This is a genomic window from Phytohabitans sp. LZ39 (genome assembly GCF_059359075.1).
On record NZ_JCADBM010000002.1, the window covers coordinates 41079 to 63154 of the forward strand.

General features: G+C 71.2%; 23 protein-coding genes and 1 tRNA gene. 17 read left to right on the plus strand and 7 right to left on the minus strand.

Annotated features, from left to right (window positions below; all coding sequences use genetic code 11):
- The first annotated feature begins 47 nt into the window (after positions 1 to 47).
- On the plus strand, positions 48 to 599 hold the full coding sequence (locus tag AC5L36_RS03780; RefSeq protein WP_441214466.1) for a TetR/AcrR family transcriptional regulator: 552 nt from the start codon (positions 48 to 50) through the stop codon (positions 597 to 599).
- Positions 600 to 607: 8 nt separating this feature from the next.
- Here AC5L36_RS03780 and AC5L36_RS03785 read toward each other — a convergent pair whose 3' ends face one another.
- Complete coding sequence (locus AC5L36_RS03785; RefSeq protein ID WP_441213907.1) at positions 608 to 1813, minus strand: amino acid deaminase/aldolase; 1206 nt, start codon at positions 1811 to 1813, stop codon at positions 608 to 610.
- 283 nt (positions 1814 to 2096) lie between these two features.
- Between AC5L36_RS03785 and tmk the strand changes: the two genes are divergently transcribed.
- The 5 genes from tmk to AC5L36_RS03810 all read left to right on the plus strand — a co-directional run bounded on the left by tmk (position 2097) and on the right by AC5L36_RS03810 (position 6665).
- Entirely contained in the window at positions 2097 to 4109 is a 2013-nt protein-coding gene (gene tmk, locus AC5L36_RS03790) for a dTMP kinase (RefSeq protein WP_441214467.1), read from the plus strand.
- A complete protein-coding gene (locus AC5L36_RS03795; RefSeq protein WP_441213908.1) occupies positions 4106 to 5290 on the plus strand; it encodes a DNA polymerase III subunit delta' in 1185 nt (394 codons plus the stop codon). The genes tmk and AC5L36_RS03795 overlap by 4 nt, the downstream gene beginning before the upstream one ends.
- 106 nt (positions 5291 to 5396) lie before the next feature.
- Entirely contained in the window at positions 5397 to 5723 is a 327-nt protein-coding gene (locus tag AC5L36_RS03800; protein ID WP_441213910.1) for a YbaB/EbfC family nucleoid-associated protein, read from the plus strand.
- A gap of 1 nt (position 5724) precedes the next feature.
- On the plus strand, positions 5725 to 6027 hold the full coding sequence (locus tag AC5L36_RS03805; protein ID WP_441213911.1) for a hypothetical protein: 303 nt from the start codon (positions 5725 to 5727) through the stop codon (positions 6025 to 6027).
- Positions 6027 to 6665, plus strand: a complete 639-nt coding sequence (locus tag AC5L36_RS03810) for a hypothetical protein (RefSeq protein WP_441213913.1) — start codon at positions 6027 to 6029, stop codon at positions 6663 to 6665. The genes AC5L36_RS03805 and AC5L36_RS03810 overlap by 1 nt, the downstream gene beginning before the upstream one ends.
- 164 nt (positions 6666 to 6829) lie before the next feature.
- On the opposite strand, the gene AC5L36_RS03815 is transcribed toward AC5L36_RS03810, so the two are convergent.
- Positions 6830 to 8116 carry an LPXTG cell wall anchor domain-containing protein gene (locus AC5L36_RS03815; protein ID WP_441213914.1) on the minus strand — a complete coding sequence of 429 codons (1287 nt, stop codon included), beginning with the start codon at positions 8114 to 8116 and terminating at the stop codon, positions 6830 to 6832.
- Positions 8117 to 8274: 158 nt separating this feature from the next.
- On the opposite strand from AC5L36_RS03815, the gene AC5L36_RS03820 reads away from it, so the two are divergent.
- Positions 8275 to 9117: a PSP1 domain-containing protein gene (locus AC5L36_RS03820; RefSeq protein ID WP_441213916.1), complete on the plus strand. Its 843-nt coding sequence runs from the start codon at positions 8275 to 8277 to the stop codon at positions 9115 to 9117.
- Between the two features lie 41 nt (positions 9118 to 9158).
- Here AC5L36_RS03820 and AC5L36_RS03825 read toward each other — a convergent pair.
- A tRNA-Thr gene (locus tag AC5L36_RS03825) sits at positions 9159 to 9231 on the minus strand.
- Between the two features lie 97 nt (positions 9232 to 9328).
- Here AC5L36_RS03825 and AC5L36_RS03830 point away from each other — a divergent pair.
- On the plus strand, positions 9329 to 11038 hold the full coding sequence (locus AC5L36_RS03830) for a metallophosphoesterase (RefSeq protein ID WP_441214468.1): 1710 nt from the start codon (positions 9329 to 9331) through the stop codon (positions 11036 to 11038).
- Positions 11039 to 11179: 141 nt separating this feature from the next.
- Positions 11180 to 11695, plus strand: coding sequence for a DUF2231 domain-containing protein (locus AC5L36_RS03835; protein ID WP_441213917.1), 516 nt, complete (start codon positions 11180 to 11182; stop codon positions 11693 to 11695).
- A gap of 293 nt (positions 11696 to 11988) precedes the next feature.
- Here the strand turns inward: AC5L36_RS03835 and AC5L36_RS03840 are convergent, their stop codons facing one another.
- Both AC5L36_RS03840 and AC5L36_RS03845 read right to left on the minus strand, forming a co-directional pair.
- The gene (locus AC5L36_RS03840) at positions 11989 to 12969 is read right to left on the minus strand and encodes a hypothetical protein (protein WP_441213918.1); all 981 of its coding nucleotides are present in this window, start codon (positions 12967 to 12969) and stop codon (positions 11989 to 11991) included.
- Positions 12966 to 13304, minus strand: coding sequence for a PadR family transcriptional regulator (locus AC5L36_RS03845; protein WP_441213920.1), 339 nt, complete (start codon positions 13302 to 13304; stop codon positions 12966 to 12968). Before AC5L36_RS03845 ends, AC5L36_RS03840 begins: the two co-directional genes overlap by 4 nt.
- Before the next feature lie 69 nt (positions 13305 to 13373).
- Between AC5L36_RS03845 and AC5L36_RS03850 the strand changes: the two genes are divergently transcribed.
- The 4 genes from AC5L36_RS03850 (at position 13374) to AC5L36_RS03865 (ending at position 16339) form a co-directional block, all read left to right on the plus strand.
- Positions 13374 to 13922: a type 1 glutamine amidotransferase domain-containing protein gene (locus tag AC5L36_RS03850; RefSeq protein ID WP_441213921.1), complete on the plus strand. Its 549-nt coding sequence runs from the start codon at positions 13374 to 13376 to the stop codon at positions 13920 to 13922.
- A gap of 78 nt (positions 13923 to 14000) precedes the next feature.
- The gene (locus AC5L36_RS03855; protein WP_441213922.1) at positions 14001 to 15608 is read left to right on the plus strand and encodes an MDR family MFS transporter; all 1608 of its coding nucleotides are present in this window, start codon (positions 14001 to 14003) and stop codon (positions 15606 to 15608) included.
- Positions 15609 to 15665: 57 nt separating this feature from the next.
- Positions 15666 to 16019 carry a hypothetical protein gene (locus AC5L36_RS03860; protein ID WP_441213923.1) on the plus strand — a complete coding sequence of 118 codons (354 nt, stop codon included), beginning with the start codon at positions 15666 to 15668 and terminating at the stop codon, positions 16017 to 16019.
- Positions 16016 to 16339, plus strand: coding sequence for a type II toxin-antitoxin system PemK/MazF family toxin (locus AC5L36_RS03865; protein ID WP_441213924.1), 324 nt, complete (start codon positions 16016 to 16018; stop codon positions 16337 to 16339). Before AC5L36_RS03860 ends, AC5L36_RS03865 begins: the two co-directional genes overlap by 4 nt.
- Here AC5L36_RS03865 and AC5L36_RS03870 read toward each other — a convergent pair.
- Entirely contained in the window at positions 16332 to 16826 is a 495-nt protein-coding gene (locus AC5L36_RS03870; RefSeq protein ID WP_441213925.1) for an NUDIX domain-containing protein, read from the minus strand. The genes AC5L36_RS03865 and AC5L36_RS03870 overlap by 8 nt on opposite strands.
- 67 nt (positions 16827 to 16893) lie before the next feature.
- Here AC5L36_RS03870 and AC5L36_RS03875 point away from each other — a divergent pair, with 67 nt between their 5' ends.
- The gene (locus AC5L36_RS03875; protein WP_441213926.1) at positions 16894 to 18525 is read left to right on the plus strand and encodes a fatty acid--CoA ligase; all 1632 of its coding nucleotides are present in this window, start codon (positions 16894 to 16896) and stop codon (positions 18523 to 18525) included.
- Positions 18526 to 18564: 39 nt separating this feature from the next.
- On the opposite strand, the gene ku is transcribed toward AC5L36_RS03875, so the two are convergent.
- A complete protein-coding gene (ku, locus tag AC5L36_RS03880; protein WP_441213927.1) occupies positions 18565 to 19533 on the minus strand; it encodes a non-homologous end joining protein Ku in 969 nt (322 codons plus the stop codon).
- 130 nt (positions 19534 to 19663) lie between these two features.
- On the opposite strand from ku, the gene ligD (AC5L36_RS03885) reads away from it, so the two are divergent.
- The 3 genes from ligD (AC5L36_RS03885) to AC5L36_RS03895 are packed head-to-tail and all read left to right on the plus strand — an operon-like array spanning position 19664 to position 22056.
- A complete protein-coding gene (gene ligD / locus AC5L36_RS03885; protein WP_441213928.1) occupies positions 19664 to 20608 on the plus strand; it encodes a non-homologous end-joining DNA ligase in 945 nt (314 codons plus the stop codon).
- Complete coding sequence (ligD, locus tag AC5L36_RS03890) at positions 20598 to 21497, plus strand: non-homologous end-joining DNA ligase (RefSeq protein ID WP_441213929.1); 900 nt, start codon at positions 20598 to 20600, stop codon at positions 21495 to 21497. The genes ligD (AC5L36_RS03885) and ligD (AC5L36_RS03890) overlap by 11 nt, the downstream gene beginning before the upstream one ends.
- A gap of 25 nt (positions 21498 to 21522) precedes the next feature.
- The gene (locus tag AC5L36_RS03895) at positions 21523 to 22056 is read left to right on the plus strand and encodes a TetR/AcrR family transcriptional regulator (protein WP_441213930.1); all 534 of its coding nucleotides are present in this window, start codon (positions 21523 to 21525) and stop codon (positions 22054 to 22056) included.
- Positions 22057 to 22076: the final 20 nt, after the last annotated feature.

Here is a 22076-nt window from a genome sequence, read left to right on the forward strand (position 1 = left end):
TGCGCCGCGTCCCGGTCCAGGGCCGCAGCGTGGCGCGTGTCCAGCGGATGCTCGACGCCTGTGCCGAGCTCGTCGACGAGGTGGGCTACGAAGGGCTCACCACGACCCTGCTGGCCGAGCGCGCCGAGGTCGCCATCGGCTCGGTCTACCAGTTCTTCCCGGACAAGCGCGCGATCGTCCAGGCGCTCACCCTGCGCAACATGGAGGCCTACCTCGAGCGGCTGGCGGCCAGCTGGGCCGGTGGCTCGTTCGCCGGCTGGTGGGACGGCGTCGACGCGGCCATCGACGAGTACATCGCGATGCACCGCTCCGTCCCCGGCTTCCGCACCTTGCACTTCGGTGACGTCGTCGACGTCCACCTGCTCGACGAAGAGCGCGACAACAACGCGGTGATCGCCGGCAGGGTCGCCCGGGTGCTGGTCGAGCAGTTCGGGGTGGCCGAGACGCAGCGGCTGCGGTTCGCGCTGGAGATCGCGGTCGAGGCCGCTGACGCACTGATCAAGCTCGCGTTCCGCCGCGACCCGGATGGCGACGACACCGTGCTGGGCGAAGCGAAGGCGCTGATCCGTGAGTACCTCCACCGCCACGTGGACGCCTGAGCCCAGACTCAAAGGAAGGCGCGGCCCTCGCCGCGGTAGGTGGGCACCGTCTCCACCACCTCCGCGCCGTCGACAAGATGCAGCTCGTTGACGTGTTCGCAGAGCTCACCAGCCTTGGCGTGGCGAAACCACACGCGGTCGCCCACCCGCAGGCCCCCGGTCGCCGGGCCGCGCAGCGGGGTCTGCACCTCACCGGCCCCTTCCGTGCCCACCAGTCGCAGCCCCGCCGGGAGCCACGGCACCGGCTGGCGGCTGGCGTGCGTCTGGCCGGAGGCGATCCACCCGCCGCCGGATACGGTCACGAAGCCCTGCGCCGGGCGGCGGACCACCGCGAGCGCGAAGAACGCCGCCGGCTCGGGGCGCCAGGCCCGGTAGCCGTCGAAGAGCGCCGGCCCGTACAGGCCGGATCCGGCGGTCACCTCGGTCACGGCCGGGTCGGCGGCGGTGGCGGCCACGCTGCCCGTGCCGCCGCTGTTGAAGAGCTCCACGTCGGCGTGCTCGCGCACGGCGGCCAGCGCGGCACCACGCCGGCGCAGCAGGTCGCGGTAGGAGCCGCCCTGCATCAGCCGGATGGCGAAGCCGCGCAGTGCCTGCTGCGGCGGGGCGTCGCCGAGGCCGGCGATCTGCGCGTCGTACGCCATGAGCCCCACCAGCCGAAACCCGCGCCGGGATGCGATCTCCCGCGCCACCTTGCCCGCGGTGGTGGCCGTGTGCACCGGCGAGCGGCGCACGCCGATGTGCAGGCCCAGCGGGCGCCACGAGCCGTCGAGGTCGAGGCAGACCCGGATCTCGGCGCGGTGTCCGGGCGCGGCGACCGAGTCGACGAGATCGAGCTGCGCGGGGCCGTCGACCATCAGCGTGATCGCGGCGGCAAGGCCGGGATCCGCGGCAAGCTCGCACAGCGCGCTGCGGTCGGCGGTCGGGTACGCGAGCAGGACGTCATGGGTCATCCCGGTGCGGACCAGCCAGATAGCCTCGGCCAGTGTGTAGGACATCACCCCGTGCCAGCCGGGGGTGGCCAGCGCGCGCTCGATGAGGGCGCGGCTGCGCACCGACTTGCTAGCCACGCGCAGGGGCTTGCCGGCGGCGCGGCGGGCGAGGTCGCGGGCGTTCGCGTCGAAGGCGGCGAGATCGACGACGGCGAACGGCGGGTCGAGCTCCGCGGTCGCCTTGTCGAGGCGTTCGCGGAGCGCGTCGCGTGCGGTCGTCGTCACAGGTGCACGCTAGCGGTTCCGCGCTGGAAAGCGAAACTCCTTCGCGTATCAATCATCCGGACGAGCGCGCCACCAGCGAAGTCAGACGGCGCGTTTAGAGTGTCAGCGAATACCCGCACGCGGAGGGACCACGGCCATCGACGCGACTTCCCGCGACGAGAGCGATAGCGGCGGCGGCCGCTCCAGCGGGTCGGCGAAGGGTTCGTCGTCGGCCCAGGTCGAGCTGTCCGGGTTCAAGGCCCTGCGATCGGTGCTGCGGATCCGCGCGTTCCGCCGGCTCTGGATGGTCACCGGCGTGGCCTCGCTCGGCGACTGGCTCGGCCTGCTCGCCACCGCCACGTTCGCGTCCGCGCAGGTCAGCGGCGACGCGGCCAAAGGTCTCGCGTTCGGCTCGGTCATCGCCGTGCGGCTGCTGCCCGCCCTCGTGCTCGGCCCGGTCGCCGGCGTCATGGCCGACCGCTTCGACCGCCGCTACACGATGGTCATCTGCGACCTGCTGCGCTTCGTGCTCTTCGCGTCGATCCCGATCGTGGCCCTGTTCTCCGAAAACGCGGGCATAACCGTCGGCTGGGCGGCCATTGCCACCTTCCTGATCGAGACCATCACGCTGCTGTGGATTCCCGCCAAGGAGGCGGCGGTCCCCAACCTGATCCCGCGCTCGCGGCTGGAGATCGCCAACCAGCTCACGCTCATCACCACGTACGGGATCACGCCCGTCCTGGCCGGCCTCGGCATCGCCGCGCTCGACCGCATCGTGCGCTCGGGCAACACCACGCCGCCGGAGTGGGCCGAGGCGTCCAACCTGGCGCTCTACTTCAACTCGCTGTCCCGCCTCGCCATGGCGCTGGTGGTGTTCTTCGGCATCAAGGAGATCAGCGGCCGGGCACACGGCGCCAAGGAGCACGGGCAGAGCCTGCTGCGGCAGTTCCTCGAAGGGTGGAAGTACGTCGGCCGCACCCCGCTGGTCCGCGGCCTGGTCTTCGGCATCCTCGGCGCGTTCGCCGGCGGCGGCATCGTGATCGGCACCGCGCAGTTCTTCGCCCGCTCGCTCAACGCCGGTGACGCCGCCTTCTACCTGCTGTTCGGCACGCTGTTCGTCGGGCTGGGGCTCGGCATCGGACTGGGGCCCACGGTGGTGCGCGACCTGTCCCGGCGGCGCTGGTTCGGCATGAGCATCGTGCTGGCCGGCGGCTCGGTGCTGTTTCTCGCGGTCGCCATCCACCTCAGCATGGCCGTGCTGGGCGCGCTGCTGGTCGGCAGCGGGGCCGGGATGGCGTTCCTTTCCGGCGTCACCCTGCTCGGCGGCGAGGTCGGCGACGACGTGCGCGGGCGGGTCTTCGCGTTCGTGCAGACCGCCGTGCGGGTCGTGCTGATGCTCGCCATCGCGCTCTCCTCGAGCCTGGTCGGCTTCGGCGGCTCGTGGCACGTCGGCGACATCTCGATCTCCTCCACCCGGCTGCTGCTGCTGGCCGCCGGGCTCGCCAGCATCTTCACCGGCATCAGCGCGTTTCGCCAGATGGACGACAAGCCGGGCGTGCCGGTGCTGCCCGACCTCTGGGGCTCGATGCGCGGCCGTCCGCTGTCGGCCGGCGAGCGGCTGGTCGGGCGGGGCACGTTCGTGGTGTTCGAGGGCGGCGAGGGCGCCGGGAAGTCGACGCAGGTCACCGCGCTGGCCGAGGCGCTGCGGGCAGACCACCGCGAGGTGGTGGTCACCCGTGAGCCGGGCGCGACCGAGGTCGGGCAGCGCATCCGCAGCCTGGTGCTCGGCAAGCAGTCCGTCCTGTCACCCCGCGCCGAGGCGTTGCTCTACGCCGCCGACCGCGCCGACCACGTGGCCACGGTCGTGCGTCCGGCCCTGTCCCGAGGCGCGGTGGTGATCAGCGACCGATACGTCGACTCCTCCCTCGCGTACCAGGGCGCCGGCCGCACCCTCCCGGTCGACGAGGTCTCCTGGCTCTCCTCCTGGGCCACCGGTGGGCTGCGGCCCGACCTGGTCGTGCTGCTCGACGTGCCACCCGAGGTGGGGCTGGGGCGGGCGGCCCGGCGAGGTGCCGCCGACCGGCTGGAGAGCGAGTCGGTGGCGTTCCACGAGCGCGTGCGCTTCGCGTTCCTCGACCTGGCCGCGGCGGATCCCAAGCGTTACCTTGTGCTCGACGCCACCCGGCCGGCGGAGGAGATCGCCGAGGCGGTCGTCGAGCGGGTCGGCCAGATCCTCCCGGACGAGCCGCCGGCCCACGAGGTCGCCGACGCGCTCAACACCGTGGCGGAAATAGACCTGGAGCGGAGGCCGTCATGACCGACGTGTTCGCTGATCTGGTCGGGCAGGACGAGGCGGTCGAGACGCTGCGCCGGGCCGCGGCCGCCGGTGCCAGTGTCCTGAGTGGAGGCTCCGGCGGCGGCATGACCCACGCCTGGATCTTCACCGGCCCGCCCGGCTCGGGCCGCTCGGTGGCCGCGCGCGCGTTCGCGGCCGCCCTCCAGTGCGAGTTCGGCACGGGCTGCGGCGAGTGCCACGGCTGCCACACCACGCTGGCCGGCACGCATTCCGACGTGCGGTTCGTGGTGCCGGAAGGGCTCTCGATCGGGGTTGGCGAGATGCGCGCGCTGGTGCTGCGGGCGGCGAGCACCCCGTCCGGCGGCCGGTGGCAGGTGCTGGTGATCGAAGACGCCGACCGGCTCACCGAGCAGGCCGGCAACGCGCTGCTCAAGGCCATCGAGGAGCCGCCGCCGCGCACCGTCTTCCTGCTCTGCACGCCCTCGACCCACCCCGACGACATCTCGGTGACGATCCGGTCGCGCTGCCGGGTCGTACCCCTGGGGCAGCCCTCGGCCACCGCGGTCGCGACGGTGCTGGCGTCCCGCGACGGCATCGCCGAAGACGTGGCGCGGTGGGCCGCGGCGGCGGCGCAGGGCCACGTGGGTCGGGCCAAGCGCCTGGCCCGCGATCCGGAGGCGCGCAAGCGGCGTGAGGCCGTGCTGGCCGTGCCGCGGCGGTTGACCGGCGTCGGCGCCTGCTTCGACGCGGCGTCCGCGCTGATCGAGGCGGCCGAGGCGGAGGCAGAGGCGGCGGTCGCGGAGACCGACGCCAACGAGCGGTCCGCGCTGGAGACCGCGCTTGGAGCGGGCGGCACCGGGCGGGGCGCGGCCGGTGCGATCCGGGGCGCCGCCGGCCAGCTCAAAGACCTCGAACGCCGCCAGAAGTCGCGGGCCACCCGGGCCCAGCGCGACGCGCTCGACCGCGCGCTGGTCGACCTGGTCGGCTTCTACCGCGACGTGCTGGCGGTCAAGATGGGCGCGCCGGTCTCGCCGGTACACACCGACACCGCGCCGCTCGCCTCGGCCGCCGCCGAGCGGTGGACCGCGGAGAGCACGCTGCGCCGGCTGGAGGCGATCCTCGCCTGCCGCGACGCGATCGAGGCCAACGTCAAGCCGCGCATCGCGGTCGAGTCGATGATGCTGGCCCTCTGGCGGGGCTAAACCCACGAAGGCGTGCGAATAGCGCGTTCACGGGGCAGCGGGCTGCCGCCCTCGGCCGGTACGGTCTGAGGTCGGGTTGCCACGTCGGGTGAAAGGGCCTGCATACATGGGGCGTGAGATCGACGAGGGCTGGATCGAGGAGGCTGTCGAGCGCTATCGGCGTATCGAAGCGCTTCAGGCCGAGTTCGACCAGGCGGCCCGTGGCCTCAAGGTGACCGTCCACTCGCCCGACGGGCTTGTCGAGCTCGTCGTGACCGCCGCCGGTGCGGTCACCGAGGTGCGCATCACCGGCCCGCTCGACGGCCGCAGCAGCACCGAGCTGTCCCGTTCGATCCAGGCCGCGGTGACGGCCGCCGCCGATGCCGCCCGGTGGGCCCGGGAAAAGCTGCACGCCGAGATGTTCGCCGGCTACCGGTCGCTGCGGGAGGTCTGAGATGCAGACCCTGCGCGACCTCGCGGCCGGTTTCGACGACGCGGCCACAGCGCTCACCGCCGCCGGCCGGCGCCTGGCCCACCTCGAGCCGCCGGCCTCGTCCTTCGGCGCGGGCGGGCCCGGGCGCCTCGGCGAGCTGGGGCGCGCGCTGCACCGCCAGTGGCTCGACGCGTTCGACGCACGCGCTCGCGAGGCGGCCCTGGCCAGCGACCGGCTGGCCGAGGTGGCCGGCGCGTTGCGCGTCACCGCCGCCGACTACTCCGATGTAGACGATGCCGCCCGCGGCCGTGCCGGGGAGGTGTGATGGACGCGCTCGACCAGCTCGCCGGCTCGGCCACCGCGCTGCTCGACCGCGTCGACAGCACGCTCGCCACCAGCGGCGCCCCCGGTAGTCACCCCATCTGGCCGCTCCTGCGCCGGCTGGGCGCCCTGCCGGGCGCCGCGACAAGCACCATCGCCGGGCTCCGTCCCGCGCCGCTGGCCGCCGCCGGCCCGTCGTTGCACGGCCTCATCGAGGTGTACCAGCAGCGGGGCGAGACGATCGCGGATTCCGGCTCCTGGGAGGGGGCGGGTGCGGAGGTCTTCGGTGCGCGTCGGGCGGCCCTGTCCGCACACCTCGGTGCGATGGCCGGCAAGCTCGCCGCCACCGAGGGCTACTCGGCCGCAGTGGCCGAGTGGGTCGAGCAGAGCCGCGCCGGGCTGGCCCGTGAGCTGGCCGCGGTGCTGGGTTCGCGCGAGGCGGTCACCGTCACCGTCGAGCCGCTGGGCGTGCCGGCCGCCGTCGCCGCGGCGGAGATCGGCGCGCGCGTGCTCGGCGCGATCGACGTGGCCTACGAGCGGGCCGAGGCGCTGCTGCACCGCTGGGCGGCCGACCTCGCCGAGCTGCCATACCGGCCGCCAGACACCGGACCGGTGGCGTTCGGGCCGACGACCCGAGCCTGAGCCATCCGTCTTCGCCTATGGCAACGGCGTCGCGCTCTGAAGCGGCGGATGCTCTCCCACCGCTCCGGCTGCGACGCCGTGGCCCTTTCCTGCACCCCCCGCAGGTCTGTGGACATTCCACTCAACGCCGATGTCCGACCTTTGTCGTGGGCACCGTCCCGGAATCATCCGTAAGTGCGATCGTGAATGGGACGAACCGTCGCGCGGCGGCGCCGAGTGGCTACCACAGCCACCATACCCGCCATGATCAATAGTGCGCCCGCAATTGTGGCCCAGGTGACGTTTGCGCCGGTCACGGGCAGTCCGCCAGCGCTGCCGAGCGGTGGGGCGGCGGAGTGCGGGCGGGGCGCCAGCACGATCGCGTCGAGCCGCCCGAGGTGCACGTCCAGCACCGCGGCGGTGTCCTCGTCCGGCGGCCGGGTGGTCACCTGGAGGCGCACAGTCGTGGCCTCGGCGCGCGCCGAGTCGGCGGTCACGTCCTTGGCGAGCGTGCCGACGGTCACCCGCAGGAGCGAGCCGTCCAGCGGGAGTCCGACCTCCGGCAGTCCGGGCAGCGTTGGAAGGCCGGGCAGGGCCAGCGGGCCGTCGCCGGCGCGGCCGGTGACGCCGTTGAGCCGCTCGGGCTTCAGCGCGCCGATCGTGCCGCCGAGGCCGTCCAGGGGCACGTCGAGCACCTGGCCGGGCGCGTCCAGCCGGCGCGCGCCCAGGCCCGGCCCGGACACCTCGACGATCGGTGCCTTGTAGGCCACGTCCCGCCCCACCGTGAGCTCCGCCGGCTGGACCACCTTCACGCTCACCTGCGCCGGTGTCCCGGCGAACAGCAGCGCCTCGGCCAGCCCGGCCGAGGCCGTGGCCACCGGGCTGCCCCCCGCGCGCAGCCCGGTGGCCGTACGGGCGCGCGGCGCGGCCGGTATCCGCACCAGCGCCACTCCACCCGGCCCGGCCAGCACGTCCGCGCCGGCGACCGTGGCGCTGGTGCGCGTCGCCTCCGCCCGCTTGGTGCCGCAGGCCAGCCCGGCGTGCCAGGTCGCGTACGCGGTCAGGTCGCCCGACCCGGCCGCCGCGACCCCGAGGTCCCGGCGGTCGGCGTGGACGGTCACCGGCTTGGCGTTGCGAGGCGGTGCCTGCTGGTAGGCCGAGCGGGACAGCGGGCCGGTGGGCAACTCGACGCCGAGCATCGTCGCGTCGAGATAGCGCGCCGCCGCGGCGGCCTTGACCGGGCCGGCCTCGGGATCCATCGCCGAGCGGGTCGAGCCGAGGCGGAGGTCGGTGACCGGGCCGACGGGCAGCCCGAGCGGGCGCAGGTCCAGCGCACTGAGCGCCAGCACCTCGGCGCCCGCACCCGCCGCGTACCCGGTGGGGGTCTGGCAGGCCGGTGCGGCGACGGCGGGTGCCGGCCCGACGGTGAGCGCACCGGCGACGGCGATGGCGGCGATCCTGGACAGCGTCATGGCGGCGACCTCCGGCATTCGGGGGCGTACGCGGGAGCCCAACGAAGGCTTTCCGAGCGCGTTGCGGCGTCGCGATAGGTCCGGTTCCTAAGGACAGGGGTGAATCGTCCGAATGGCTGCTCTTCAACACGAGTCGGATGTCGCCGTAGGGTGGGCGCATGGGGATGCTCTGCGCGGTGAGCTTCAACCGCTACGGCCGGCTTTACTACCTCGACCCGGGCGAGTTCCGCCCGCAGGTCGGCGACCGCGTGCTGGTGCCCACCGACGACGGCACCGAGGTCGCCGAGTGCGTGTGGGCGCCGCAGTGGGTCAGCGAAGACACCGACGGATTTCCCAAGCTGGCCGGCATGGCCAGCGAGCGAGACCTGCGCCGCGACGAAACCCAGCGCAAGCGCAAGGCCGAGGCGAAGGTGGCCGCCAAGCGGCTCATCCGTGAGCACGACCTGCCGATGAAGGTGGTGGCCGTCGACCACGTGCAGGAGTCCGGCGGCGGGACCAACGGCGCGCGCACGACGATCTACTTCACCGCCCCGCACCGCGTCGACTTCCGCTCGCTGGTCCGCGACCTGGGCGCCACCCTGCGGTGCCGGGTCGAGCTGCGCCAGCTCTCCGCCCGCGACTCCGCGCGCGTGCAGGGTGGCATCGGCTCGTGCGGCCGCGACCTGTGCTGCGCCACCTTCCTGACCGACTTCGAGCCGGTGACCATCCGGATGGCCAAAGACCAGGACCTGCCGCTCAACCCACTGCGCATATCCGGCGCGTGCGGGCGGCTGATGTGCTGCCTGAAGTACGAGCACCCGCTCTACCAGAAGTTTCAGGCGTCCGCGCCGGCCGTGGGCAGCCGGGTGTCCACACCGGAGGGTGACGGCCGGGTGGTCGCCCACAGCGTGCCCCGCGACTCGGTCGTGGTGCGCATGGACGCGGACGGCTCGCGGTGCATGTGCAGCCGGGCGTCGGTTTGCGGCCCACGCAAGGCCCACGACGAGGCCTACGGAAGCTGAAAAGGGCCCCAGGTCGTCGACCCAGGGCCCCTTCGTTGCCGAGCCGCCTGACGGAATCGAACCGTCGACCTATTCATTACGAGTGAATCGCTCTGCCGACTGAGCTAAGGCGGCAACGGTGGTCAAGTGTACGGCACACCGGCGGCCAGGTCGCACGGGTTCCCCCCATCGGCTGGCTGGGGGCAGCGCATAGACGCTCGCCGCCACTAGGCTGCCTGCGGTGAGCGAAGCCCAGCAGACGGCACCCCCGCGCCCGCGCACCCTCGACCCCCTTGAGCTCGGCTTCACCCCGCGCAAGCGGGTGCCCTGGCTGGCGCCGCTCCTGCTGCTCAGCACCGGCCTCCGCACGCTGCTGGCCATCCTCTTCGGCGCCTACCTCGACAAGCGCGAGCTGCAAAACGCGTTGCCCGGACGGATCTACCGCCAGGAGGGCGTCGACGGCGAGCTGTGGCTGGACTACGTGGCCGACCTCGGCGACGGCTTCGACGCCACGTACTCGGTGGCGTACCTGCTGGCGCAGCCGCAGCTCGACCTCGACGGGCGGCGACTGCCGCGCGGCCAGGTCCTGGTTATGGGTGGTGACCAGGTCTATCCCACCGCGAGTGGGGCGGCCTACGAAGACCGGTGCAAGGGCCCATACCAGGCCGCGCTGCCTGGGCCGCCGGCCTCAGGTCCGCGGCCCACGCTCTTCGCGATCGCCGGCAACCATGACTGGTACGACGGGCTGACCGCTTTCCTGCGGCTGTTCGCGCGGCGCAAGGACGGCGCGATCGGCGGGTGGCGCACCGAGCAGAACAGGTCGTACTTCGCCACCGAGCTGCCGGCGGACTGGTGGCTTTTCGGCATCGACGAGCAGTTCGGGGCGTATCTCGACGACCCGCAGCTCATCTACTTCGAGGAGGCCGCCCGCCAGCTGGGGCCGGACGACCGCGTGGTGCTGGTGGTGCCCGCGCCGACGTGGGTGAAGGCGGTGGACAACCCGGAGGCGTACGACGCGGTCGACTACTTCATCCGCACGGTGATCGCCCCGACCGGCGCCCGCGTCCCGCTGATCATCGCGGGTGACCTGCATCACTACGCCCGCTACGCGAACGGTGACCGCCAGCTCATCACCTGCGGCGGTGGTGGCGCCTACCTGTACCCGACCCACAAGCTGCCGCAGCGCATCTCGGTGCCGCCGCCGGACACCCTCGCCCGCCGGGCCAGCCGCAGCCTGTCGTACGACCTGGCCGGCACCTATCCCGAGCCCGAGCGCTCGCGCCGCTTCAGCTGGGGCATCTTCGGGCGGCTGCCGCTGCGCAACCCGGGCTTCGCCATCATGCTCGGCCTGCTGCACACGCTGCTGATGCTGCCGATGGTCGGCATGGTGCACCGCAACGGCGCCAGCGAGACCCGCATCTTCAGCATCCCGCTGGCCATCATGCTGCTGGTCACGATCGGCGGCGCGGTGCTCTTCGCCAAACCACCCAGCGCGAGCGGCAAGGGCCACGTGCGGCAGTGGCTGCTCGGCCTGGGCCACGGGCTGGCCCACGTGGGGCTCGCCATCGCCGGCACCTGGGCGTGGCTACAGTTCCCCTTCGTCGACTGGCCCTGGCCCCTGCCGCCGGTCGCCGCCGTCGTGGTCTACGGCCCGATCGTCGGTTACGCGGCGAGCCTGCTGGTGGCGGCTTACCTGCTGGTCGCCGGCGCGTTCGGGGTCAACCTCAACGAGCTGTTCGCCGGCCAGGGCATCGAAGACGCCAAGAGCTTCCTGCGCATGCACATCGCGGCCGACGGCAGCCTCACGATCTACCCGGTCGCGATCGACCGCGTCTGCCACGGCTGGGAGGCCAACCCGGGCGGCACCCCCGGCACGCCGTGGGTCGAGCCCAAAGAGCCGCTGACGGTACGCCTCGCCGAAGCCCCCATCGTGATCCGCTAGGCCAGCGACCCGCTCACGGGGGCGACCGCACGTGGTGAGACGCGGGCAGACGGCTGGTGGGGGCGTATGTTTGGTGGACAGCTATCCGGGTACCGCATCGACGTCTTTGACAGCGCCTACCCATTCGGAAGTGCAGCCATCATGCAGACACGGCTCAACATCTCCGGTCATCCGGTTCACCCGTTGATGATGACGCTGCCCTTGGGGCTGATCGTGTGTGCGGTCCTCTTCGACTTCGGCGCGCTGGTCGGGCTGCACTTCCTCGGGCAGGTTGGCTACTGGACGCTGGTGGCGGGGCTGTTCGCCGCGATCCTCGCCGTGGGGGCGGGGCTGATCGACCTGTGGGACGTGCCGGCAGGCGCGGGCAAGCGGCGCGTCGTGGCGTACGAAATGGTCAACCTCGGCATGGTCGCGCTCTTCGCGATCGTGTGCCTGGTGCGGGTCGAAGACCAGACCGGCCCGCCGACCGCGGGCATCTTCCTGGTGGAGCTGCTCGCCCTCGCGATCGGCGGATACGGGGCCTGGCTGGGCGCCTCGATGGTCCGTGAGTTTCGGATCGGCGCCGAGCCGGTCGACGACCTGCCCACCGACGTCATCTTCCCCGCGGACGCCCGCCGTCCCCGCCCAGCGCCCGCGCGACCGTCCTCACGCCCGTAAGCGCGGCCGCCGCACTAGAGTCTGGTCCCCGAGGCTGGTGACGCTGGGTCAGGATGTCGCGGGTTAGGGGCCTGTGGCTGTCCGCGAACGGGCCTGGGGGCTTGTCCCGCGGAGCCGGCAGTGGACGGCCGGGGATTTCGGCTCGCCCCGCGAGCCGCCGGCCGGGAGCGGTGCCCGCGGGAGCATCCGGTCTGCCGCTGACACGGACGTGGGAAATCTGTCCCGGATTTGACCGTGCATTGTGGACAGGCTCGCTACCTCGACCGCGAAAGCTCTCTAGTGTGGCCACCGCACTAGATCCGGGATTGGCGGCGGGCGCTGAGCGTGCCGACGGCCAGCAGCACCACGGCACCGGCGGCGAAGATCCACATCCAGGTCCAGTAGCTGGCTGGCGTGCCTTCCTTGGCCCAGTGGGGATGGGCGTAGAAGAAGATCGGTGCCGCGACCGGCGGGAGCAGGAGTGTGGCGGCCGCGATCGTGGTCCGCGCGTCCACGACCGCCCAGAGGAGCAGGGCGATCATCGCGATCACGCTGCCCCACGGGTGGAGCTCGGTCGTCGCGTCGAAATCGGTCGGCAGCAGGATGATTGCCGCCGGCACGGCCAGCAGCCACAGCCACGGCCGGGGCGTGCCGGTCGGGCGCCATCGCAGCAGCGGCAGGGTCAGCAGCACGGCGAGCGGCAGCGGCCACATCGTCACGTCGATCCCGATGACGTCGAACGTCCTGGTGATCGACTGCCACAGATTGTCCGGGTAGGTGTACACGAAAGTGCCGGTGGCCGGGTCGGTCGACACGGACGAGTTGAAGGCGAAGAGTTCGATCGTGTACATCGTGACCCAGCCGGCGAGGGCCGTCAGCAGCCCCAGCCGGTAGCGGCCAGCCGCCACGAGGACGAGGGCGGCGGCGACCAGGACCGTCTCCAGTGGATGGAGCAGGTTGGTGGCCAGGCCCAGCTCGCGGTCGACGACCCACCGGGAGACGACGGCGCCGCTGCGGGCGAGGCTCACCGCGGTGGCGTGGGCGAGCAGCAGGAGCACCGCGATGCGGATGGCGCCGGCCATGACGCCGCCCGCCGGGCGGGGGCGGTGCACGCCGGCGCGGGTCTGTAGGCCGCGCACCGCCAGTGACAGTGACTCGCGGAGGGATGGGCGGCTCTGGTCGGGTGTGGCCGCCTCCATCAGCGTGCCGATCATTTCGTCGCCACGCTCGCGCCGGTAGGCCGGCGGGTATGCGTGCAGCAGCCAGCGGTAGCGAGCCTCCAGGACCGCGCTCATGCCGGACGCACCTCCCCGAAGCCCAGCGCCGGGCGGCGTGAGGTCACCACACGTGCCGCCCGGGTCATGCGCTCGGCCTCGGCCTCCAGTGCCGTCGCGCCGGCGGCGGTCAGCTCGTAGTAGCGCCGGGCGCGGCCGTTGACCACCTGCTCGTCGACGACCTGGACCAGGCCCTCGGCGCTGAGGCGGTCAAGTGCCGCGTACAGCGTGCCGGCGGCCATCCGCACCTGCCCGCCGGAGAGCTCCTCGGCCCGCTTGATCACCGCGTAGCCGTGGAGGGGCCCGTCCATCAACGCGGCGAGCGTGAAGTAGGTGGGCTCTCGCATCGTGCTCATGTGGGTAGAGTATTCAGTTGATCTTAGTATCGCAAGTTTGCCTCGCTCTCACCCGGGAAGGGGGGAGTTATGACTACGACATTGCAGGGCAAGCGGGTCGCCTTCCTCGCGACCGACGGCGTCGAGGAGGTCGAGTACACCAAGCCGCGCGAGGCGGTCGAGCAGGCGGGCGGACAGCCCGAGCTGATCTCCATCAAGCCGGGCCAGATCCAGGCGTTCAAGCACCTGGACAAGTCAGCCACGTACCCGGTCGACCGCACCGTTGCCGACGCCAACCCGGACGAGTACGACGCGCTCGTGCTGCCCGGCGGCGTGGCCAACCCGGACGCGCTGCGCACCGACCCGGACGTGGTCCGGTTCGTGAAGTCGTTCTTCGACGCGCACAAGCCGGTCGCCGCGATCTGCCACGCCCCCTGGACCCTGATCGAGGCCGGCGTGCTCGACGGCCGCACCGTCACCTCCTGGCCCAGCCTCCGCACCGACCTGCGTAACGCCGGTGCCAACTGGGTCGACGAGCAGGTGCACGTCGACAACGGCCTGGTGACCAGCCGCAAGCCCGACGACCTGCCGGCCTTCTGCGACAAGATGGTCGAGGAGATCGCCGAGGGCAAGCACTGACGACCGTGGCCCGGTCTCGTCGGTCACCTTTCGCGCCAATCCGATTGCGGCGGCTGCGAACGGGTCAAAACTAAGATCATGACCACTGCCGACGAGACCCGGCCACGCCTCAGCCACCAGCAGATCCTCCTTCTGATGGCCGGTCTGATGACCGGCATGCTGCTGGCCGCACTGGATCAGACGATCGTGGGTACGGCGTTGCCCACGATCGTCGGGGAACTCGGCGGTATCGACCACTACTCGTGGGTGGTGACCGCGTACCTGCTGGCGTCCACCGCGTCGACGCCGCTCTACGGCAAGATCTCCGACCTGTACGGCCGCCGGCCGGTCTTCCTGTTCTCGATCGGCACGTTTCTGCTCGGCTCGCTGCTGGCTGGCCTGTCGCAGGACATGACCCAGCTGATCATCACGCGCGGTATCCAAGGGCTGGGCGCGGGCGGGCTGATGACGCTCGCCTTCACGATCATCTCGGACGTTGTCTCGCCCCGCGAACGCGGCCGGTACCAAGGCCTGTTCGGGGCGGTCTTCGGCGTTGCCTCGGTCGCCGGCCCGCTGGTCGGCGGCTACTTCGCCGAGCACGACTGGCGCTGGATCTTCTATATCAACGTGCCGATCGCCATCCTCGCCATCGTGGTCTGCTACCACGTGATGCGGCTGATCCCGTTTCACCGCCGCCCGCACTCGATCGACTGGCTCGGCGCGGCGCTCATGGTCGCCGGCGTGAGCAGCCTGCTGCTGGGGCTCAGCTGGGGCGGCAACCAGTACGCCTGGGGCTCGCCCACGATCATCGGCCTCTTCGTCGCGGGCGGGGTGCTCGCGGTGCTCTTCCTCCTCCAGGAGTCGCGGGCCCGCGAGCCGATCCTGCCGCTGAAGCTCTTCCGCCGCAGCACGTTCGCGCTGGCCAACAGCGCCGGCTTCGTACTCGGCCTGGTGATGTTCGGTTCGATCATCTTCATCCCGCTGTACCTTCAGATCGTCAAGGGCGCCACACCGACCCGCAGCGGCCTGCTGATGCTGCCGATGATGGCCGGCGTGATCGTGACCTCGGTGCTGTCCGGGCGGGCGATGAGCCGGATCGGCCGCTACAAGTGGTTTCCCGTCGCCGGCTCGATCGTGCTGACCGCGGGCATGCTGCTTTTCACCCAGCTGCACGTGGACACGTCGCTGTGGCTTGCCTTCGTCTACATGGTCGTGATCGGCGTCGGCCTCGGCCTGTGCATGCAGTCGCTCGTGCTGGCCGTGCAGAACGCGGTCGAGGTGCGGGACCTCGGCGCCGGTACGTCCGCCGCCACGTTCTTCCGCTCGCTGGGCGGCTCGTTCGGCGTGGCGATCCTCGGCGCCGTGCTCTCCTCTCGGCTCAGCGTGGAGCTCGCCGACCGGCTGCCGGGCGCGATCAGCCAGCTCACGCCCGAGCAGGCGGCGCGGTTCCAAGCGTCGGGTGGCGCTTCGCACTTCTCGATCAACGAGCCCGCCGTGATCCGGGCGCTGCCCGAGCCGCTGCGGGAGGCGATCCAGTTCGCCTTCGTCGACGCGCTGCACGTGGTCTTCCTGATCGCCGGGCTCGTCGCGGTCGTGGCGATCGCGGTGACACTCGCGCTGCCCGACCATGAGCTGCGCGGTGCCGTGCCCGGCACGGACGAGGACAGCGCCAACGATGCGGAAGCGAAGACCCAGACGCTGCTCTAGGTGATGCACTTGATGCATCGTAATGTGATGTGTAGCCTGAAGCGTATGCTGTTGCAGATGAAGCGGACGACAGTGACGCTCGATGACGAGGCCGCCCAGGTGGTCGAGGCCAGTGGCGCCGAGACGGCGTTGCGGCAGGCACTGGAGCAGTGGCTTGTTGACCACGGCGAGTCCCCCGACGTGCTGCGCAGCGAGGGCGGCCGGATCCGCGCGCTCATCCAGGTGGCCGGTGAGGCGTTGCAGGAGCGGGCGCTCGACATCGGCTATGCCCGGATGGCGGAGTGGTGGGTCGAGACCGACAGCGGTCGCCGGGCCGCGCGCGACCGGTGGGTGGGCCGTGAGGCGCCCCGCTGGGCGGCGGAGGATGCCGCCGGAGAGGGCGCTGACGCGGCAAAGCCGGTTCGCTCGTGATCGAGCCGGCGAGGGGGCAGGTCTATTGGGCGGAGGTCGCCGGCGTCGGCAGAAAGCCATGGTTGGTGGTGTCAAACAACCGGCGTAACCGAAACCTGGAAAGTGTGCTCGCCGTGCGCATCACCACGACGGACCGGCACGCCTCCATGCCGACGGTGGTGCGCCTGACGCATGACGACCCGCTGGTGGGCTATGTCGTCTGCGACGACCTGGGCCCGATCTACCGGGACGAGATCGTCGAGGCTGCGGGCGCGTTGTCGGGCCACACGATGCTCGCCGTCAACGGCGCACTCCGGATCGCCTTGGCCATCTCTACTTGAGCACCATCTGGCCGGTGCGTTCGAAGGCGGCGAGGTCGGCCAGCGACTCGTACACGCTGCGGGACAGCGGCGCGGGCATCTCGTCGGGGTGGAAGAAGCCGGCGTCGATGGTCTCGTCGGTCACCCGCGCCAGCTGGCCCGCCCACCGGTCGATCCGAAACGCGGTCACGAAGAGCTGGTACGTGTCCTCGTACATGTTGGTGAACGTGTAGGCCGGGCCGGTGTAGAAGGCGAACGGGGTGACTTCGGCCGCCCGCAGGCCGGTCTCCTCGTACACCTCCCGTACGGCGCAGTCGGCGATCGACTCGCCCAGCTCCATGGCACCCGCCGGGACCGCCCAGATGCCGTTGTCGCGCCGCCTGATCAGCAGCACACGGCCCTGCTCGTCGAAGACGATGCCGCGTGCGCCGACAAATAGCAGGGTGCGGTCGCCGGCGAGCGCGCGCAGTTGGCCAAGGTACGACTCCGCCCACGGAATGCTTGCCACAACGCACGATCCTAGATGCCGCCCCGATCCCTTCCGCTGGTGTGATCCAGGACACTACATTCAGACCATGCGCAGCACGATGATGGACGCCCCGCTTCTCGTCTCCCGGATCCTCGAGCACGGCAGCACCGTGCACGGCACCGCGGACGTCGCCACCTGGACCGGTGCCGGCAGCAGCCGCATGACGTACGCCGAGGTGGGCGCCAAGGCCGCACAGCTCGCGCACGCCCTCCGCGACGACCTGGGCGTGACCGGCGACCAGCGGGTGGCCACCTTCATGTGGAACAACGCGGAGCACCTCGTGGTCTACCTCGGCGTGCCGAGCATGGGCGCCGTGCTGCACACGCTCAACCTGCGGCTGTTTCCCGACCAGATCACGTACATCGCCAACCACGCCGAAGACCGGGTCGTCATCGTCGACAGCACGCTGATCCCGTTGCTGGCCAAGGTGCTGCCCACGATGTCCACAGTGGAGCACGTGGTCGTGGTCGGCGGCGGAGACCCGGCACCGCTGGGCGACCGCGTGTCGGTACACCGGTGGGACGACCTGCTGCGCGACAAGCCGGAGCGCTTCGACTGGCCCACACTCGACGAGCGCGACGCCGCCGCCCTCTGCTACACCTCGGGCACGACCGGCAACCCGAAGGGCGTGGCGTACTCGCACCGCTCCATCTGGCTGCACTCGATGCAGGTCTGCGCACCCGAGGGCTTCGGGCTCGGCCCGGCCGACCGCGAACTCGCGATCGTGCCGATGTTTCACGCGATGTCGTGGGGGATCCCGTTCGCCGCGTTCATGTCCGGAGCCTCGCTGCTGATGCCCGACCGTTTCCTCCAAGGTGGACCGATCGCGCAGATGATCGAGGCGGAGCGCCCCACCAAGGCCGGCGCCGTGCCGACCATCTGGACCGATGTGCTGTCCTACCTAGACGGTCACGACGTCGACATCTCCTCGCTCAAGGAGGTGATCGTCGGTGGGTCGGCCTGCCCGCCCGCGCTGATGACCGCGTTCAAGGAGCGATACGGCATCGAGATCATCCACGCCTGGGGCATGACCGAGATGTCGCCGCTGGGCTCGGTGTCCCGCGCGCCGGCCGGTGCGACGGGCGACGACGCGTTCGCGTACCGGATCACCCAGGGCCGCGTGCCGGCCGGCGTCGCGGCCCGCATCGTGGGCCCGCTGGGCGAGCAGATGCCCGCCGACGGCAAGTCCGTGGGCGAGTTGGAGGTCCGCGGGCCGTGGACGACGTCGCGGTACATCGGCGAGGACGTGCCCGACCCGGACAAGTTCCGCGACGGCTGGCTGCGCACGGGCGATGTCGGCACCCTCTCCGCCGACGGCTTCATCACGCTCACCGACCGCGCCAAAGACGTGATCAAGTCCGGCGGCGAGTGGATCTCCTCGGTCGAGCTGGAAAACGCGCTGATGGCCCACCCCGCGGTGCTGGAGGCCTGCGTGGTCGGCGTGCCCGACGAGCGCTGGGACGAGCGCCCGCTGGCCACCGTCGTGCTCAAGGAGGGCACGACGGCCAGCGCCGAGGAGCTGCGCGACTTCCTCGGCGAGCGGGTCGCCAAGTGGCAGCTCCCCGAGCGGTGGGCGTTCATCGAGGCGGTGCCGAAGACGAGCGTCGGCAAGTTCGACAAGAAGCGGGTCCGCTCCAGCTACGCCGAAGGCGCCCTCGAGGTCACCGAGGTCGGCTGACGCCGCGCTCCCTAGAGGTCACCGAGGTCGGCTGGGCGGTCAGGCCGACTTGCGTGAGGCGGTCTTCTTGGCGGTGGTCTTCTTCGCCGCCGCCTTCTTGGCCGGCTCGGCCTTCTTCGCGGCGGTCTTCTTGGCCGGTGCGGCCTTCTTCGCGGGTGCCTTCTTGGCCGGCTCGGCCTTCTTGGCCGAGCGCGCCGACGAGATCGGGGTCGGCTCGCCGCCCTCCTCGCCGCGTGCCGCCCGGGCCCGCTCGACCGACGCCTTCAGCGCGGCCATCAGGTCGACCGCGGCGGCCGGGGCCTCCTCGACCTCCTCCGGCTGCACGACCTCGCGGCCCTCGACCTTGGCGTCGATGACCTCCTGGAGCGCCTCGCGGTAGTTGTCCTTGAAGTCGTCCGGGTCGAAGTCGCCGGCCATCGAGTCGATCAGCGAGCCGGCCATCGCCAGCTCCGGCGGGCGCACCTCGATGTTTTCGTCGAGGAAGGTGAAGTCGGGCTTTCGGATCTCGTCGGGCCACAGCATCGTGTTGAGCATCAGGACGCCCTCGCGTACCCGCAGCGTGGCGAGCTGCTCGCGCTGGCGCAGCGCCACCTTGACGATCGCGACCCGGTCGGCATCGGCGAGCGCGTCGCGGAGCAGGATGTACGGCTTGGTGGCCGCGCCCTCGGGCTCCATGAAGTACGCCTTGTTGTACATGATCGGGTCGACCTGATCGGCCGGCACGAACTCCAGCACGTCGATCGCGCGGGAGGTGCTCAGCGGCAGGTCGGCGAAGTCGTCGTCAGTGAGGATGACCATCTCGCCACCGCCGATGTCGTAGCCCTTGGCGATGTCGTCGTAGGTCACCTCCTCGCCGTCGACCGAGCAGGTGCGCTTGTATCGGATGCGACCGCCGTCTTGCCGATGAACCTGGTGAAAACGGATATCCTTCTCTTCGGTTGCCGAATAAAGCTTTACGGCGATCGATACGAGGCCGAACGAGACCGCGCCTTTCCAGATTGCCCGCATCCTGGCTCCTATCCGTGCTGACCTGCCCGGAACCCCCGCCGCGCATCCTGATGGCACAGCCCGGTCCCAACCAGGATCGCACTGCGATGAACGGGACGCGAGGCCTTCACAGTGGATCTAAGGTGGTTTCGTGGCTGGTATGCCGCTGAAACCCATGCTCGCGACCACGGGGGAGCGGCTTCCAGCCGGTTCCGGGTGGGCGTATGAGTTCAAATGGGACGGCGTTCGCGCAATCACCGAAATCACCCAGGGCGCCTCGCGCATGTGGGCCCGCTCCGGCGCCGAGATCACCGCCGCCTACCCCGAGCTGGCCCGCCTCGGCAAGACCCTCGACGACGCGGTGCTGGACGGCGAGGTGGTGCTGCTCGACGAGGCGGGGCGGCCCAGCTTCACGGCGCTGGCCGAGCGGATGCACGTACGCGAGAAGGCACGGGCGGCGCGGCTGGCCGCGAGCATCCCCGTCACATACATGATCTTCGACCTGCTCCGGCTGCGCGGCGCCGACCTCACCGCGTGGCCGTACCACGACCGCCGGGCGGCCCTGGAGGCACTCGGGCTGGCCGGGCCGCGCTGGGCGGTGCCGCCGACTTTCTCCGACGGCCCGGCCACGTACGCGGCGGCGAAGGAGAACCAGCTCGAGGGCCTGGTCGCCAAGCGCGCCGACTCGATCTACCGGCCGGGCTTGCGTTCCCCGGACTGGGTCAAGGTGAAGGCCGAGTTCACCGCGGAGTTCGTGGTGGGCGGGTGGCGGCCGGGCGCACGGAAGATCGGCGGGCTTCTCGTCGGCGCGCCGCAGCCGGACGGGCGGCTGGCGTTCCGTGGCCGGGTCGGCGGCGGGATCGGCGCCGCGGCCGAGCGCGCGCTGCTCGACGTGCTGGAGCCGCGACGCGACGCACCGTCACCCTTCGCCGGCGATGTGCCGCGTGAAGATGCCCGTGGCGCGATCTGGGTAAGACCGGAGATCGTAGTGGAGGTGAAGTACGGCCAGCGCACGCCGGACGGGAGACTGCGCTTCCCGCGGTTTCTGCGGCTGCGCCCGGACCTGCGACCGGAGGATGTAGCAGATGCCACCTAAAGAGCAGCGCATCCGGGTCGAGGTCGACGGGCAGTCGCTGGAGCTGTCCAACCTGGACAAGGTGCTCTACCCGGCAGCCGGGTTCACCAAAGGCGAGATCATCAACTACTACACCCAGGTCGCGTCGGTGCTGCTCCCGCACCTGCGCGACCGGGCGTTGACCCGGATCCGCTTTCCCAACGGCGTGGACGGGCAGTCCTTCTTCGAGAAGAACAAGCCTGGCGGTACCCCGGAGTGGGTGCGGGTCGAGACGCTGCCGGTGCCCGGGTCGACAAAGGACCGGGAGACGATCGACTACGTCGTCGCCGACGACCTGCCGACGCTGGTGTGGCTGGCCAACCTCGCCGCGCTGGAGCTGCACACCCCGCAGTGGCGGGTCGGCGAGCAGCCCGACCTGATGGTGGTCGACCTCGACCCCGGTGCGCCGGCGGGGCTGCGCGAGTGCTGCGCGGTGGCGGTGCTGATGCGCGACCGGCTCGCCGAAGACGGGCTTGCCGCCTATCCGAAGACTTCCGGCAAGAAGGGCATGCAGCTGAGCTGCCCGATCGCGGGCACGCAGTCGGCCGAGGAGGTCTCCGCGTACGCCAAGCGGATCGCCGAGGAGTTGGAGCGCGGCACGCCCAAGTCGATCACGTCGAAGATGGCCAAGCGGCTGCGGCCGGGCAAAGTCTTCATCGACTGGAGTCAAAACAGCGCGGCCAAGACGACCGTCGCGCCGTACTCGCTGCGCGCCCAAGCCCAGCCCACCGTCTCCACGCCGCTGACCTGGGACGAGGTGGAGGATGGCGCCGCGCGGGCGTTCAGCCCCGACGAGGTGCTGGAGCGGATCGAGGAGTACGGCGACCTGCTCGAGGACCTGCTGACCCCGGGTCCTTCCGTGCCTGGTTAGTGAGTGATAACTTACCGACGTGCGGATGAGTGCGGAGGAACGGCGGATCACGGTGCTCCGCGCCGCGCGTGAAGAGTTCGGCGCGAGCGGGCTCAACGGCGCCTCCACCGAGGCCATCGCCCGCCGGGTCGGCGTCTCCCAGCCATATCTGTTCCGGCTCTTCCCGACCAAGAAGGCGATCTTCCTCGCCAGCATCGAAAACTGCTTCGACCACGTGCGGGCCATCTTCGACGAGGCCGCGGAGGGCCTCACCGGTGAGGCGGCGCTCCAAGAGATGGGCCGGGCCTACAAGACGCTGCTCGACGACAAGGCGACGCTCCAGATGCAGCTCCAGATGTGGGCCGCCGCCTGCCACGACGAGGAGATCCGCCAGCTGGCCCGCGAGCGGGTGAGCGCGCTGTGGCGCCAGGTCGCGCACCTGTCCGGAGCCGACGACCAGCGGGTCATGCAGTTTCTGGCCGCGGGCATGCTGCTCAACGTCATGGCCGCGATGGACCTCCCCCGGATCCGCGAGCAGCTCGGCGACACGCTCGCCGGCCTTTCCGACCCACCCGCCTGAGTACCGGACACCCGAGCGAA

Bases quoted from the DNA above. Each gene is read 5' to 3' on its own strand.
- AC5L36_RS03805 (WP_441213911.1), top strand. From the start codon at position 5,725: ATGCAGACCCTGCGCGACCTCGCGGCCGGTTTCGACGACGCGGCCACA.
- AC5L36_RS03795 (WP_441213908.1), top strand. From the start codon at position 4,106: ATGACCGACGTGTTCGCTGATCTGGTCGGGCAGGACGAGGCGGTCGAG.
- AC5L36_RS03855 (WP_441213922.1), top strand. From the start codon at position 14,001: ATGACCACTGCCGACGAGACCCGGCCACGCCTCAGCCACCAGCAGATC.
- AC5L36_RS03860 (WP_441213923.1), top strand. From the start codon at position 15,666: ATGAAGCGGACGACAGTGACGCTCGATGACGAGGCCGCCCAGGTGGTC.
- AC5L36_RS03840 (WP_441213918.1), bottom strand. From the start codon at position 12,969: ATGAGCGCGGTCCTGGAGGCTCGCTACCGCTGGCTGCTGCACGCATAC.
- AC5L36_RS03800 (WP_441213910.1), top strand. From the start codon at position 5,397: ATGGGGCGTGAGATCGACGAGGGCTGGATCGAGGAGGCTGTCGAGCGC.
- AC5L36_RS03850 (WP_441213921.1), top strand. From the start codon at position 13,374: ATGACTACGACATTGCAGGGCAAGCGGGTCGCCTTCCTCGCGACCGAC.
- ligD (WP_441213929.1), top strand. From the start codon at position 20,598: ATGCCACCTAAAGAGCAGCGCATCCGGGTCGAGGTCGACGGGCAGTCG.
- AC5L36_RS03875 (WP_441213926.1), top strand. From the start codon at position 16,894: ATGCGCAGCACGATGATGGACGCCCCGCTTCTCGTCTCCCGGATCCTC.
- AC5L36_RS03845 (WP_441213920.1), bottom strand. From the start codon at position 13,304: ATGAGCACGATGCGAGAGCCCACCTACTTCACGCTCGCCGCGTTGATG.
- AC5L36_RS03835 (WP_441213917.1), top strand. From the start codon at position 11,180: ATGCAGACACGGCTCAACATCTCCGGTCATCCGGTTCACCCGTTGATG.
- AC5L36_RS03815 (WP_441213914.1), bottom strand. From the start codon at position 8,116: ATGACGCTGTCCAGGATCGCCGCCATCGCCGTCGCCGGTGCGCTCACC.
- tmk (WP_441214467.1), top strand. From the start codon at position 2,097: ATGGTCACCGGCGTGGCCTCGCTCGGCGACTGGCTCGGCCTGCTCGCC.
- AC5L36_RS03780 (WP_441214466.1), top strand. From the start codon at position 48: ATGCTCGACGCCTGTGCCGAGCTCGTCGACGAGGTGGGCTACGAAGGG.
- AC5L36_RS03810 (WP_441213913.1), top strand. From the start codon at position 6,027: ATGGACGCGCTCGACCAGCTCGCCGGCTCGGCCACCGCGCTGCTCGAC.
- ku (WP_441213927.1), bottom strand. From the start codon at position 19,533: ATGCGGGCAATCTGGAAAGGCGCGGTCTCGTTCGGCCTCGTATCGATC.
- AC5L36_RS03820 (WP_441213916.1), top strand. From the start codon at position 8,275: ATGGGGATGCTCTGCGCGGTGAGCTTCAACCGCTACGGCCGGCTTTAC.
- AC5L36_RS03895 (WP_441213930.1), top strand. From the start codon at position 21,523: ATGAGTGCGGAGGAACGGCGGATCACGGTGCTCCGCGCCGCGCGTGAA.